Annotated in this window: 14 protein-coding genes; 6 read left to right on the top strand and 8 right to left on the bottom strand. The window is 43.7% G+C overall.

Annotation, left to right across the window (positions count from 1 at the left end):
* Positions 1-159: 159 nt before the first annotated feature.
* Complete coding sequence (gene def, locus O3A65_04890) at positions 160-660, top strand: peptide deformylase (GenBank protein ID MDA1331808.1); 501 nt, start codon at positions 160-162, stop codon at positions 658-660.
* Here def and O3A65_04885 read toward each other — a convergent pair.
* The 3 genes from O3A65_04885 to O3A65_04875 form a co-directional block, all read right to left on the bottom strand.
* On the bottom strand, positions 650-3,262 hold the full coding sequence (locus tag O3A65_04885; GenBank protein MDA1331807.1) for a [protein-PII] uridylyltransferase: 2,613 nt from the start codon (positions 3,260-3,262) through the stop codon (positions 650-652). The genes def and O3A65_04885 overlap by 11 nt on opposite strands.
* Positions 3,259-4,071 carry a type I methionyl aminopeptidase gene (gene map / locus O3A65_04880; protein MDA1331806.1) on the bottom strand — a complete coding sequence of 271 codons (813 nt, stop codon included), beginning with the start codon at positions 4,069-4,071 and terminating at the stop codon, positions 3,259-3,261. Before map ends, O3A65_04885 begins: the two co-directional genes overlap by 4 nt.
* 70 nt (positions 4,072-4,141) lie before the next feature.
* Positions 4,142-4,738, bottom strand: coding sequence for a hypothetical protein (locus tag O3A65_04875; GenBank protein ID MDA1331805.1), 597 nt, complete (start codon positions 4,736-4,738; stop codon positions 4,142-4,144).
* A 268-nt stretch (positions 4,739-5,006) separates the two neighbouring features.
* Here O3A65_04875 and O3A65_04870 point away from each other — a divergent pair, with 268 nt between their 5' ends.
* The 3 genes from O3A65_04870 (at position 5,007) to O3A65_04860 (ending at position 8,139) form a co-directional block, all read left to right on the top strand.
* On the top strand, positions 5,007-6,347 hold the full coding sequence (locus tag O3A65_04870; GenBank protein MDA1331804.1) for an amidohydrolase family protein: 1,341 nt from the start codon (positions 5,007-5,009) through the stop codon (positions 6,345-6,347).
* A 71-nt stretch (positions 6,348-6,418) separates the two neighbouring features.
* On the top strand, positions 6,419-6,715 hold the full coding sequence (locus tag O3A65_04865) for a zinc ribbon domain-containing protein (GenBank protein ID MDA1331803.1): 297 nt from the start codon (positions 6,419-6,421) through the stop codon (positions 6,713-6,715).
* Positions 6,715-8,139, top strand: a complete 1,425-nt coding sequence (locus O3A65_04860; GenBank protein MDA1331802.1) for a thiol oxidoreductase — start codon at positions 6,715-6,717, stop codon at positions 8,137-8,139. The genes O3A65_04865 and O3A65_04860 overlap by 1 nt, the downstream gene beginning before the upstream one ends.
* 156 nt (positions 8,140-8,295) lie before the next feature.
* Here the strand turns inward: O3A65_04860 and O3A65_04855 are convergent, their stop codons facing one another.
* The 3 genes from O3A65_04855 to O3A65_04845 all read right to left on the bottom strand — a co-directional run bounded on the left by O3A65_04855 (position 8,296) and on the right by O3A65_04845 (position 9,668).
* Positions 8,296-8,952, bottom strand: coding sequence for a DUF3820 family protein (locus O3A65_04855; protein ID MDA1331801.1), 657 nt, complete (start codon positions 8,950-8,952; stop codon positions 8,296-8,298).
* Between the two features lie 4 nt (positions 8,953-8,956).
* Positions 8,957-9,184, bottom strand: a complete 228-nt coding sequence (locus O3A65_04850; GenBank protein ID MDA1331800.1) for a hypothetical protein — start codon at positions 9,182-9,184, stop codon at positions 8,957-8,959.
* Between the two features lie 88 nt (positions 9,185-9,272).
* A complete protein-coding gene (locus O3A65_04845; GenBank protein ID MDA1331799.1) occupies positions 9,273-9,668 on the bottom strand; it encodes a hypothetical protein in 396 nt (131 codons plus the stop codon).
* 280 nt (positions 9,669-9,948) lie between these two features.
* On the opposite strand from O3A65_04845, the gene O3A65_04840 reads away from it, so the two are divergent.
* On the top strand, positions 9,949-10,608 hold the full coding sequence (locus O3A65_04840; protein MDA1331798.1) for a glutathione S-transferase N-terminal domain-containing protein: 660 nt from the start codon (positions 9,949-9,951) through the stop codon (positions 10,606-10,608).
* Positions 10,609-10,637: 29 nt separating this feature from the next.
* Here the strand turns inward: O3A65_04840 and O3A65_04835 are convergent, their stop codons facing one another.
* Together O3A65_04835 and O3A65_04830 are read right to left on the bottom strand one after the other, a co-directional pair.
* Positions 10,638-11,006: a tautomerase family protein gene (locus O3A65_04835; GenBank protein ID MDA1331797.1), complete on the bottom strand. Its 369-nt coding sequence runs from the start codon at positions 11,004-11,006 to the stop codon at positions 10,638-10,640.
* A 219-nt stretch (positions 11,007-11,225) separates the two neighbouring features.
* On the bottom strand, positions 11,226-11,969 hold the full coding sequence (locus tag O3A65_04830) for an SDR family NAD(P)-dependent oxidoreductase (GenBank protein MDA1331796.1): 744 nt from the start codon (positions 11,967-11,969) through the stop codon (positions 11,226-11,228).
* A gap of 245 nt (positions 11,970-12,214) precedes the next feature.
* On the opposite strand from O3A65_04830, the gene O3A65_04825 reads away from it, so the two are divergent.
* Complete coding sequence (locus O3A65_04825) at positions 12,215-13,450, top strand: mandelate racemase/muconate lactonizing enzyme family protein (GenBank protein ID MDA1331795.1); 1,236 nt, start codon at positions 12,215-12,217, stop codon at positions 13,448-13,450.
* Positions 13,451-13,842: the final 392 nt, after the last annotated feature.

Raw genomic sequence — 13,842 nt, 5'->3', positions numbered from 1 at the left:
GAATCACGCCTGATTTTTTATTTATCACAGTCTCAGACGCGTTTGCTTGTGAATTCGGTATGGATGTTAGTGGAATGTGAAGATTTGTTCTGGATATCTACGAATTGAGAAACCATACAGAATTGAGTTATTGAGTTATTGAGTGAATGAGGTTATTCGATGAGTATTAAAGCGGTACTTAAGATGGGGAATCCAACATTATTGGAACGGTCTGACGAGATTCATGAATTTAATACACCAGAGTTGCTTGAATTAATTCAAGATATGAAAGATACGATGACTCATTTAAACGGCGCTGGACTTGCTGCGCCGCAAATTGGAAGACTTAAACGAGTCGTGATCTTTGGTTTTGATAGTAATGCCCGTTACCCAGAAGCAAGCGCGGTACCATTCACTATACTAATCAATCCTACGATACATTCACTTGATCAAATCATGGAAGAGGGGATTGAGGGTTGTTTATCAGTGCCCGGTTTAAGTGGTTCTGTCCCTAGATATAACAATATTAGATATCAGGGTTTCGATCCCTTCGGTATGGTCATCGATCGAATAGTCACTGGGTTTCATGCGCGAGTAGTGCAGCATGAATGTGACCACTTGAATGGAGTTTTATACCCGGCTCGAATAAAAGATTTTACGACGTTTGGTTTTATTGAGTAGCTAGCTTTTTTTGTGTTTTGAACACGCTAAGCTTGTCGATAAGGTCGCTTTGCAGCCTCAAGGCTTCCCGGGAACTGCGCAAGGCATCACCAGAAACTAGGAGAGTATCCTCTACGCGCTCCCCCATCGTATTGATTTTTGCATTCTGGATATCAATACGATACTCCGATAACGTTCGAGCGATGGTATACAGCAAACCACGTCGATCTGCACAGGTAATTTGTAAGTAGTAGTTCAAACCGTTTTCATCCCCTCTAATGCTAACCTCTGGCTTGATGGGGAAATACTTAAGTCGCCGACTTATTCTTCCGCTGATTGGTTTTGGTAGTGATTCTTCAACAATAATGATGGGTAGTTCCTTTTCGATATGTCGGATCATATCTTGATAGTGAATGTCCATTCCAAGATGAGTAAGTACTAGAAACGTATTGAGGTAATAATTATTTCGTGTGGTAAAAACTTTGGCTTCTACAACTGACAATTCAGTGTGCTCAAAAAATCCACAGATCTTAGCAAAGACCAAGGGTTCATCTTGACCATAAATCAAAACTTGTAATCCATCTCCAATGGGAGACAGTCTCGCCTTTACTATGGGTTGTTTGCTATCCATTCGAAAATTAAGAACGCGCGTATGCCATACGATCTCGCTCTCTTCATGGCGGATAAAATAGCTCTCGTCTAATTGATTCCAAAACTTAGTATATGCCTCTTTATGAATGGCGTAGGACGTTAGTCGAGCTTCTGCATTAAACTTTTTTCTCTCAATAAAATTACTTGATCTTTTTGAGTCAACGCTAATATGCTCTAATGCGAGGTGATATACATTCTCTAGTAGTTTACCTTTCCATGCATTCCATACCTTTGGACTTGTTCCTCGTATGTCGGCAACTGTTAGCAAATATAAAGCCTCCAAGCGTCGTTGGGTTTTTACAGATTTGACGAATTCAAGTACAACTGATGGATCTGAAATATCTCTCTTTTGGGCGATAGTTGACATATATAAATGGTTTTCAACCAGCCATACTACTAATTTCATATCCGTAGAGGTTAGACCATGATGTTGACAGAACTTTTTTGCATCCTCCATGCCAAGTTTCGAGTGATCACCTCCTCGGCCCTTGGCAATATCGTGATAAAGACCTGCTATATACAAGGTTTCAGGTCGTTTAAATGATCCCATCAGCTTGCTGCACAAAGGGAACTCGTGTGACATCTCCGGGACTGCAAAACGTCGCAGATTACGCACAACCATCAGTATGTGATCGTCAACGGTATACACATGAAAAAGATCGTGTTGTAACTGTCCGCATATTTTTCCAAACTCAGGTAAGTAACGGCCTAAGACTTCATATAGGTTCATCAATCTGAGTGTATGCGTCAAACCTACCTGTTTTTTAAAAAAACTCAAGAACGTTTTTTTGTTTTGTTGATCGTTCCTAAACTCATCATTGATCAGCTTTTTCGCATGCCAAAGTTCCTTACGTGTTCGTGCAGAGATGCCTCTGATCTCGTGATGTTCGTGTAGCACCGAAAAAAATCGAAGAATACTATGAGGTCTTTTATTAAAAACACTAGGACTTGTAGTTTCAAGAAAACTGTTTCGAATTTGAAAATCCTCATCAATCTTTATCGGATCTGCTTCGCTCTCTCCGTGTATCATCTCCGTAAGGTGTTGTAGTGCGATGGATGACAGAAGACTCACCGATTGAGAGGCCTTAAAGACTACTTGCATCAATTGTTCTGTCTCTGGCTTTGCTTTTGTAGTTCGAAAGCCCAGATCAGCGGCGAGTAGTCGTTGAAAATCAAACAGCAGTCGATCTTCCGTCCGTCCTGCCTTTAAATGTAGGAGTGTCCTAACAAGTGTTAGCGCTCGTTCATGTTTCTCGAGTTGTGCTTGCTCAGCTTTCGAGATTACACCGTTTTCTCTTAGATGCTTCCAAGTGGTGCCGTAGCCAGCTGCTTGAGCAATCCAAAGAACGGTTTGAAGGTCTCGCAATCCTCCAGGGGACTCTTTGAGATTCGGCTCAAGGTTTTGTGACGAATCGTTATAACGACTATGGCGTTGCCGTAGCTCAACGAGCTTTGCGTCGCAGAAACGATGCTTGTCTATATTGCTAACAGCTTGCTTCTTAAATTGAGTGAAGAGCGACCGGGAGCCAATTAAAAATCTCGACTCCATCAAATTTGTTTGCGTCGTGATGTCCTTTTCAGCCTCATTAATACACTCTTTGACATTTCTTACGCTATGCCCAACGTCTAGGCTAAGGTCCCATAGCAAACTAACAAACGCGGCGATCACTGATTGACTTTTTTTGTTTATAGCATCAGGAACAAGAATGAGTAAATCGATATCGGAGAAGGGGAATAAGGTGCCACGCCCATACCCACCCACAGCGATTAATGTCGCGTGCGTTGCCTGCAATTGTTCGTCCCAAAGAGACCTTAGCAGCGCATCAATTTGTCTAGAGTGGCGCTTGAGAAGAGATGCATAATCAGTCTTGCGGTCTAACTGAGAAAATAACCTTTGTTTTTTCTGTTTAATTTGCGCTCTAAGATTTTGAATTTGCGCATCCACCGGTGAAGCCGATTTTGCTTGCGTCATTCGACTTTAAACAATAAACCAGTGGGAGGTAGGGGTGTTCCTTCCGACGTCGTCAGCACTTCAAATCCTGTGTCCGTCACTAACACAGTATGTTCCCATTGAGCTGATAGTTGATGATCTTTAGTCACAATCGTCCAGCCATCGGCCAACTGACGGATGTCTGGCTTTCCTGCGTTGATCATCGGTTCCACTGTAAAAATCATTCCTGGAGCTAGCCTTAATCCCGTCCCAACTTTGCCGTAATGAAGTACTTGTGGATCCTCGTGAAAGGTGGATCCGATCCCGTGTCCACAAAATTCTCGTACAACACTATAGCCGGCGGACTCAGCCATTTTTTGTATCGCAGAACCGATGTCTCCCAAGTGAGCACCAGGCTTAATCTGCGCGATACCCGCCCACATACAATCGAAAGTAAGCGCGACTAAACGACGGCTTTGTATCGTAGGTTCTCCGACATGAAACATTCGGCTCGTATCTCCGTGATAGCCATCTTTAATTACTGTTATATCAATATTAATCGAGTCCCCATTTTTTAATTTTTTAGGTCCCGGAATGCCATGACAAATTACATGGTTAACCGAAGTGCAAACAGACTTGGGAAAGGGCGTATACCCAGGTGGGGCGTAATTCAGTGGGGCCGGAATGGTATTTTGCACATTGACCATGAAATCATGACACAGAGAGTCGATCTCATCTGTGGTAATGCCCGCACGGACCTGAGGTTGTATAAAATCGAGTACTTGAGATGCGAGCCTTCCAGCTATGCGCATTTTCTCTATCTCGTCATCCGTTTTGATTACTACTGACATTGAAGATTATTTTATTTTAGTAGACTGGATAATACCATCGTGGCTAAGCTTTGCGGAAAGAAGAACAGGATTATTGAGCGAAGATATGTGGCCCAGTTTTTAGAATGAGTGCGTCAACACGTTTGTTGATTTGATCGATTGTAGGAAAATCCAGAAGGATCCAATCTAACGTAGCATTCAGTTGGGCATAATTGGGCATTGCTCTCCATCTAAGTAAGGGAGCAGCCGAATGACATGATTTATAACAAGTCGACCCTAGTGGCTCCCAACGCCAACCTTCTGCGCGCACGATGGCATAGATCATCTTCGCTATATGCTCTTGAAGACCTTCGTCTATTAAAGCCTCATAAACAATGCTTTGCACCGCGCGCCAAGGTTTAGTGGCTTGGACTGACTGGCTGTGATAAATGAGCGTGGTTTTTAGATAATCAAACTCCCTGGGCAAAGGTCTGATTTGTCGTATTTCATCGGAGAGTAAATCTAGAGGGATTAAGAGATTTTCCTCCGTGGTCCAGATATCCCCCTGATTGTCGACGTAATCAATGCCTCTAATAAGCTTCACATATTGCGAATGCTCAAGGGTGTCAATTTGTTCAATAACTGGAGCCCCTCTAAATTTTCCAGCATTAACAGGATCGATATAGTTACCCATAAAAACTATAAGCATAAGATATTTTATGAAATTTTTAAATAAAATCATTTAATAATAGCTACTTAGGATATTGAGGGGTCTCTAACTATACAATTCATTACCCGACACTTTACTGCGCCGCAAAACACCAAACCCTTGACTTGTAGTGCAATAGGATTATTATTTTTTTACTGTACCTGAAAAATATAGTTATAGGAGCGACTCGTAGCACACCAGTAGAGCCAGCAACTAGACAGTTAACTGATAGTTTAAATTCTGCACATGATGATATGGGAGGAGCGTTATGGAATTCAATGTTTTACAAGCACACAAAGGGCTTGATAAACAACTTGAGGAGTTAGGATCAGATCCTTTTGACGGCAACAGCGTTGGAACCTCATTGTTTATGACAGGCAACATGGGTCCAAAGATCAAAGAGAAAATGGGAGAGGCTGCTAAGAAGGCTGGCATGTCTCGACGAGATTTTTTTCGGTCATCTCTTGGATTGAGTGCTGCGATGATCGCGGCTAACGAGGTAACCGGAATGAAGTTCTTTGAAGTTGGTGCTGCTGAAGCGGCTGACGCAGCTGCAAAGGGAGAGGCAATTCAGGTTGCTCGCGCAGGTAGCGACTTCGTCGTGGACGTACATACCCACGTGTGTACGCGACCTGGACACTACCAGTTGGGCGTGAATACGACTGAACGTGGTATGTGGTTCGTTCAGTTATTGGATGATCTGGGCAAAGCGTTTGGCATGGAAAACGGCACTCGCGACATGAATATCGCAAATTACGGCAGACTGATTTTAGAGGAGAGCGATACTACTGTTGGTATATTTAATCCATTCGGGTTTCGTGAGGATTACGGCGGGCAAGACATGATCCCAATGGAGTATCAAGTCGGTGTTCGCGACCGATGGCCTGATAACACCATTATGTTGGCTGGTGGTTTAACCCCAAATCAGGGTGTGGATGTAACACTAGAGCGGCTAAACATGTATGCCGACCAATATAGAATCTCTGGATTAAAGCTCTACACATTCGATTCAACTGATAAAAAAGGTTGGTGGTTCGATGATGAAGCATTGGCCTATCCTATTTGGGAAGAGTGCCGGCGCCTGGGTATCAAGAACGTTGGTTGTCATAAAGGTATTCCGTTTGGACAGTTCTACGCACGATACGCACACTGTGAGGATTTCGATGCGGCAGCGGATGATTTCTTGGACATTAACTTTATTGCATACCACTCAGCCTGGCCCTATCACAACGAGCTTGCTGCAATGAAGGGCTTTAAGCCACAAAGAAAGAACCTCTACTCAGAAGTGGGTTCGACCTTTGCGGCAACGGTTACCAGTAGGCCGCTTGAGTGCGCACACGTGATTGGCACGTTGCTTCGTGATCTTGGTCCAGACTATGTTCTTTGGGGCACTGATTCGCTACTTTGGGGTAATCCACAGTGGCAAATTGATGCATTCAGGAGCTTCCAAATCCCTGATGAGCTGGTGGAGGGACATGGATATCCTAAGATTACGCCTGAGATTAGACGTAAAGTTTTGGGGGAAAATGCTGCTAGGATCTGGAATATTGATAAGCAAAAAGCAATGACCGCAAAGGCTGATATTTTAGCTAGCAAGGCATACGCTTAAAGTTTATCTACAAAGGTTAGGTGTGTTCCTTTTTTTAGGAGCACACCTTTTTTTTGCGGAAAGGAAATACGGTGCCAACATACGAATACGCCTGTGACTCATGTCTAGTAATTTACAAAAGCATGCACAGGATGAGTGAAGCTGGCCCGACTACTTGTCGGAACTGCAAGGGAGAGCTCAGGAAGGTGATTTCAGCACCCAGTTTTAATAGCGGCAATCATACAAGTCCAACAGCAGCAAAATATTCGAAAATGTCCAATTCAGAGGAAATTGCTCGGGAACATGAATTACAAAAAGTGTATAAGTCGATTTGGATGCCTGAGGAAGTCAAACACAGCCCGTGGGAAGAGGACGACCACGACCGCTAATGCTGGATACATTGAAGACTTTAAAAACCTTATGGTTTTCGGTTGTACTACTTTGTTTTTGCCCGTGCGCTTACAGCGATATCCCCACGCAAGGCCTAGAGAATTCTGGTGGACTACTAACTACCTCTGAGACGGGTGAGTTATCTTTCACACTGCCCTTCGAAGCGTTAACGTCTGAATTGGGTAAGAAATTTATTAAAGGGCATGAGCAGTTTGAGGAGCCATGGGTGCTCGCGCCATTACCTGGGATTTGGGGGCTCGGCCCGACATTCAATGAGGTTAATTGTGTGGGCTGTCATCCTAACAACAGCAGAGCACGACCAGCTGCTGATCGAGCAGAGGTAGAAAAAGGCAATGTGATTAAGCTTGGCTATCGTCAGCCCAATGGCATCGTATTGCCTGCGCACCCATGGTATGGAGATCAACTGCAAAACAGAGCAGCTGAAAATCGTGTTCCCATAGAAGGAAATGCGACCGTGACTTATAAAGTAATCACTTTTGTATATCCTGATAAAAGTACTGTCAACCTAAAGCGACCTTTAATTGAAATAAAAAACCTTAACTTTGGCGATATAAATGACGCGACACTTGCTTCTATGAGGATTGCTCCGCAAGTGGTCGGACTGGGTCTTCTAGAATGGGTTCTCGATGATTCTTTACTTGAAATCGCCGCCAAGCAAAAAGAGCAAGGGCTCTCCGGGCGGCCGAACTATGTCATAAACTTGGAGACGGAAGAAGTTGTGATTGGTCGATTTGGGTGGAAGGCAGCACAACCTAATTTGAAACAACAAATTTCAGTAGCCTTTCATACAGACATTGGGGCAACCACTTTCTTTTTTCCAGAAAAAAATTGCCCGGAGATCCAAACTGGATGCCGAGAGCTCCCATCAGCCGCAAAGTGTGGTGGGCAAGGCGGTTGTACCGGAAATAAATTCCGACCAGAGGTTTTACCCAGCCGCTTAAGTAATATCACCACCTATTTACAGGCACTTAACATTCCGCAACGTCGCATTAAAGATTTAGGAAAAATTCTAGCGGGGGAGGAATTATTTCACCAAGTGGGGTGTTCAGGATGCCATATACCAACTTTGACAACTGGAAGCAAAGGGCCGATCAAAGAACTTCGGAATATGTCGTTTCATCCATACACAGATTTATTGATCCATGACATGGGAGAAGGACTGGCTGATAATCGACCAGAGGGCTCAGCTGATGGGCAGGAATGGCGGACACCACCGCTTTGGGGTGTCGGGTTACTGCGTAACATTTCTGGTGATTTGGGCTTGCTTCACGATGGACGTGCTGGTTCTATCGAAGAAGCTATTCTTTGGCATGACGGTGAGGCAGCGGTCACTCGTAAACGATTTGCAGATATGTCTAAATCTGAACGTGAGAACATTATCGAGTTCATTGACTCTTTATAAACTTACTTGAATAACCACATGCTGTTTCTCGCGTATGCACATCTACGAGGTTACTTTATTAAAGGTAACAACGCATAATCTTTCTAAGGTATAGATCGCACGTCCGAATCATTCTAGTTGGGAGAGAGATGCATTAGCGTCTTGCTGGATGTAACCTCAAACATCCAGAGCCTGTCGCAAGTAAGGATCAATGTCTCCTTTCCTAAGTAACCACTCTTTATAGTCCTTAGGTAAATCTGCTAACAATACGCCTTTATGTTTTCCAAAAGGCATGGTGATTGGTGTTCTAGCTTTCTCAGACTCAGCATATAAATCTTGCACAGTTTTTACCCCTAGTTGCTGGCAGATGTGGTTTAGGATTACAGCGCAGATGCCCACATCAACGATTGCCGAATGGGCATTTCGTAACTGCTCACGCGCTGTGCTGCGCTCTAAGTAGTAGAGTAGGGCGCTTTGCTTGTGGCTGTCTAAATTAGGCCATAACTTCCGGGCTAAAGATAATGTACAAATACGTTTGACTTCAGGTTTACCAATTACTTCCCAGTCGAAGTCAACGTTATGCCCAATAATAAAGTCCACATGTTCGGGTAGAGCAAAACTTGCCGCTGATGGGCAATCAACCAACTCTTCGTCCATGATGTGATGGACAGCTAATGCGCCTAAGGAAATGCGCTTCCCAGGGTTGTAACGCTGCACAAAAGGGTCAGCAACCGTAAAAGGGTCAATGCTTTCAAGCTCAATCCAAGCAGCTTCTATCAGTATGGGTTCTTTAATATCTGTAGCTTCGATATCAAAAATAATACTTCTGTGCATAGTTTTATTTCCCACAGGTTCGCATCTCAACCGTTATATTTTTTAGGTTGACCATGCACAGACTCAGCTCTCTATCAGTCACTTTCAATTTATCGCGCAAATCTTCAACGTCGTACCTCATTTTGGCATTATCTATCTCCAAGCGTTCTATTTGCTGTATTAAATCTGAAATTGTTACATTCTTACACACCAAAGTTTCTTCGTTACAAGCGGCATGAGAAGGAGTGCTCATTGCTAAAAATATTCCTATTAAAGCGGCCCTCAGTAAGTTATTGCGCGATAATTTGCACCTATGTGGGGTAAGCATTGGTATCTCCTGGTTAGTGACAAAAATAGCCTGTCATAAATTTCACATACTCGTTCCATTGTGAGTAGGCCCATCTTTGTCTGTTAGTTTTGATCTCCTCCGTCTTAATCAAATCAACAGCTCCTGATTTTTTATAATAATCATATGAAAGTTCTCGTATGCGCTCTCCGCGACAATCTATTTCAAAGTGCGTAACAAGGGATTTAACACCTTCGTAAACCTGTGATAACTCTCGTAGTTCAGCAACGAGAAATCGATCTTTAAATTTCTCAACTTGATGCAACTTCCACAGAATCTGATCTCCATTTTCCAGGGTCAATACAGGGGACCAATCATCAGCTTGGGCAGAAGGAGGTGTCACCAGTATGCATGTGATGGATACCGTGAGCATGATCAGATATTTGATCATTTCAACTAACTGCTTCCTTAAAAGGCGAAATTAAGTAGCTAGAAATCATTGGTGATTTAATTGATTTAACCAAATAGAAATAACATGCCCAAGCACAATTATTCGAGCGATCTGTATCGGATAGTATACTTGGACTTATTTGAAAATGCCTTATCGTCACTGTTGTTATTCAAGTGGTCAAGACATTCACTTTTAAGGAAATAGGCGGCTATGCACTATTTTACAACTCTTACACGCACGTATTTAACGTGGGCCCGGTGTAGGTCTATCAATAAGCTTAATGACTGATCAAAACTTACCGATTCTGTGGACATTTCGTCGTTGCCCCTACGCAATGCGTACGCGGTTAGCGATTAAACGCAGCGGTATCTCTGTGTATCTCAGGGAAATCTTATTACAGGATAAACCTCCTGAGTTTATCGAAGATAGTGAGAAAGCCACGGTTCCGGTACTTAAGTTGCCTGACGGAAAAATCCTTGAGGAGAGTTTAGATATTATGCGTTGGGCACTCAAACAGAGTGATCCTGATGATTGGTGCCAGGTGCTGGTTGCTGAAGCTGACTACTCCAAAGCGTTCTTAACCGAGTTGGATGGTACCTTTAAGGATGCCTTAGATCGATACAAGTACGCGAGTCGCTATGCTTTGAACGGCGACGCGGTTTTGAGACATCGTTCAATTGGCACCGCGTTTCTTCAACGCATTAATGAACGGTTAGATGAACACCCATTTGTGTCAGGGCAGAAGCAAGGGTTTCTCGATATTGCGAGTCTTCCTTTTGTACGTCAATTTCGTATCGCAGATCCAACGTGGTTTGATAGGCAGAATTGGGCGTTACTGCACGTATGGCTCCAGCAATTTATTGAGTCAGAACAGTTTGCAGTCATTATGCAAAAGCTGAAACCTTGGGATTCGCAGCAAGGCGAGGGCATCTTTTTTTGAACCTACTATACGGGTCTCTTGAGGTCTAGTTAGGTTAATTCGCTCGCAGGTTTCCATTCTGGTAGGGGAGTCCCACCCGTGTAGTGATTCTCGGCCGGGTTCTCTCTAAACAACACATAGATGTCCTCTTCTTTGATGTTTAATTCTTTAAACAATATGCGAGAGATCTCATCAACAAGTGCCTTCTTACGTTCAGGACTGCGACCAGGCCTTAAGTCAACATCAACAACCGGTAATCCATCACCAACAACTCCCAAAGCTTCAGAGATAGACACGTAATCGTACTTTGTTTCTTTAGGTGCAAGTGTGCGTAACACTGCGTCTTTGATATCTGTGCGTATTTTGTGTTTTATTTCTAACGATGTTCTCTCTGGGACTACAACTCGAATAATTGGCATACCGTTCCTTAGTGGCTCTATCGACGTAACATTGCTTTAATGATCCTAATTAGACTTGGCATAAAACGTATTAAGATTGAGATTGATAACTTTCAGATTGAAACGTAAAAATTCTCATGATCTGGCATCCTTCAACTGAGATTTCACCATATCAGTTCACAATTAATTGAGGAGCCACTGAGGCAATGATCTATCCGTACTTACTTTGTGACCTGATGGTTAAAAAGACTCAGACCAAGGTCTAAGATCGAGCTCAAGTGTCCAGGCACTTCTGTGCTGGTGATGCAAAAACCAATAAGCTTCAGCAATGGCCTCGATGTTGAGCATACCATCTTCCCCGCGCTCGGCCTTGAGTTGTGGGGCTTTTCGATTCAATCGTTCGCCATTAATTCCACCATCAATAATGACGTGTCCAATGTGGATGTTCTTCGGACCAAATTCTCTCGATAAACTTTGTGCTAAGTTTCTAACGCCCCCTTTTGCGGCAGAGAAGGGGGCAAATTTGGCTTTCCCTCGCAAGCTGCCGGACGCCCCAGTTAATATCAAAGTACCGCATGATCGATCGATATAGTGCGGTAGAACAGCCTGAGCGAGGAGAAATGAGCCTAAGGTATGCTCACGCCAGTGCGTCGTGAAGGATTCCTCTGTGACCTCTAAAAATGGAGCCCAATTATTACCGCCGGCATTGTGGACGGCGACTGCGATCGGAGCCAGAGACTCGGCTTTATCGACGAGTTTTTTAACCGATGCGGCATCCGTCACATCAGTGATGATCATCTTAGCTGTTACTCCATTAGCCATTAGTTCGCCCAAGGTTTTTTGTAGTTTCTCTTTGCTCCGTCCAGCAATTACAACAGGGTAGCCTCCTTGTGAAAATTTTCTGGCTATTGCGGCACCTAACCCATTTGAGGAGCCAACGCCAGAAACCAGCACTGTTCCTTTTTTATCTGTAGAATTTTTCACGGAAGTCTCAACCTCGATTAGTGTCTTCGTTAATGCGATTGCCAAAATAAAATAAAATAAAAGTGTGTGTTGCCAGCTTTAGGTATCTGGCCCAATACGCTTCGCTATTAAGCGCTGACTTTATGTGTTCATATTGTTCATAGGAGATGCAATTAACATATCGTAAAAGTTAAAGTCGTATTGTAAATTACAAAAGATTAACTGTTACGATTCATAATAACAATCAACTAAATATTGAGATAATAATGACTAATTCAACGAATGTCGTCACACTCAAAACACTATCTTGCAGTGCTGGATGGCGCAATTATTACTTCGTTAAATTGACCACCGACGATGGCGTTGTTGGCTGGAGTGAATTTGATGAGGGATTTGGATCGCCTGGGGTTGGTGCGGTGATTGAACAATTAGCGCCTCGAGTAATTGGTAAATCCGTCATGCATCATGAACGAATTCGCGAAGATCTATTCTGTATGACACGACCAGGAGCAGGAGGGGTTGTTGGACAAGCGCTTGGTGCCATTGAAAATGCGTTGCTTGATGCCAAGGCAAAAACGCTAGGGCTTCCATGTTACGAACTCCTCGGTGGAAAAATTCGAGACCGATTACGCGTGTATTGGTCGCATTTTGTCACTTGGCGAGCAGGCCGAATACCTCACTACTCACCTACCATTACTGATCAACAAGGCGTTAGGGCTATCTCTCGTGAAGCGATTGCAAAAGGTTTTAGCGCCGTAAAAACAAATATTTGGCGCTACGAAGATAATAAAATAATGGGATGGTCACCTGGATTTGGTTATCCGTTCGTACCAGAATTAAACGTTGATCGAAAAATACTCAACGGTCTCCGAGAACACCTTGAGACGATACGTGAAGAGGCGGGCCCTGATATTGACATCCTATTAGATCTAAACTTCAACGCAAAAACCGAGGGGTACCTCAAGATTTTGCGTGAAATTGAAGATTTGGACATGTTTTGGATAGAACTTGATACACGTGACCCGGACGCGCTCGCGTACATTCGATCACGCAGTCCTCATCCGATTGCCTCCTGTGAGACGCTCATCGGCGTGCAGCAATTTTTGCCATTCTTGCGACGACAAGCGTTGGATGTAGCCATCATTGATACCCCTTGGAATGGCGTGTGGCAGTCTATGAAAATTGCTGCAGTTGCTGAAGCACACGAGGTCAACGTCGCATGCCACAATTTCTACGGACATTTATGCACGATGATGAACGCTCATTTTTGTGCTGCGGTCCCTAACCTTAGAATCATGGAGGTCGATATAGACCGTATTGCGTGGGATCACGAGCTATTCACGCATACACCAGAATACGAACATGGTCATCTCGTTATTTCTGATCGGCCTGGATGGGGTACCGAGCCCGTGGAGGAAGCGATTCGCGCCTATCCACCAATTAAAGCGCATGGTCTTATGGGTCCCGGCCGTACTAACAGCCACTATGAGCTAAAACAATAGAAAAAAAGGGCCGTCTATGTGGCTCTTTTTTTTGTGAGCTAGAGTTTTACTTAATTGTTTCTGGGATCGGTACCCGGTTACGCCGCTGTCAACTGGCGCCTTTTTAATCCGCCGTTCATACGAAAAAATAGCCCAGTATGTTCATGGCTTCCTACCAAATGGGAATTTTTGAAAAAACGTTTGCGGAATGTGATTTGGCTACAACCACGTGCACGTTCACTGCACGTGTTTGACGCCAAGTCAGAAAAAAAACTCACATGAGCTCCGGGCTACTGGCTGGCGGCAGATTACTAAAGAGGTAAATTTTGAAAACTATAATTCTTGTAAGCTGACTATAAGCGCAAAAAATAGTTTTCTTGACGTTAGGCCAGCTAAGAGATAAATTTCAGAGC

Source organism: Pseudomonadota bacterium, assembly GCA_027624715.1.
Classification (GTDB): Bacteria; Pseudomonadota; Gammaproteobacteria; order Burkholderiales; family Eutrophovitaceae; genus Eutrophovita.
This window is presented reverse-complemented; position numbering and strand designations above follow the sequence as displayed.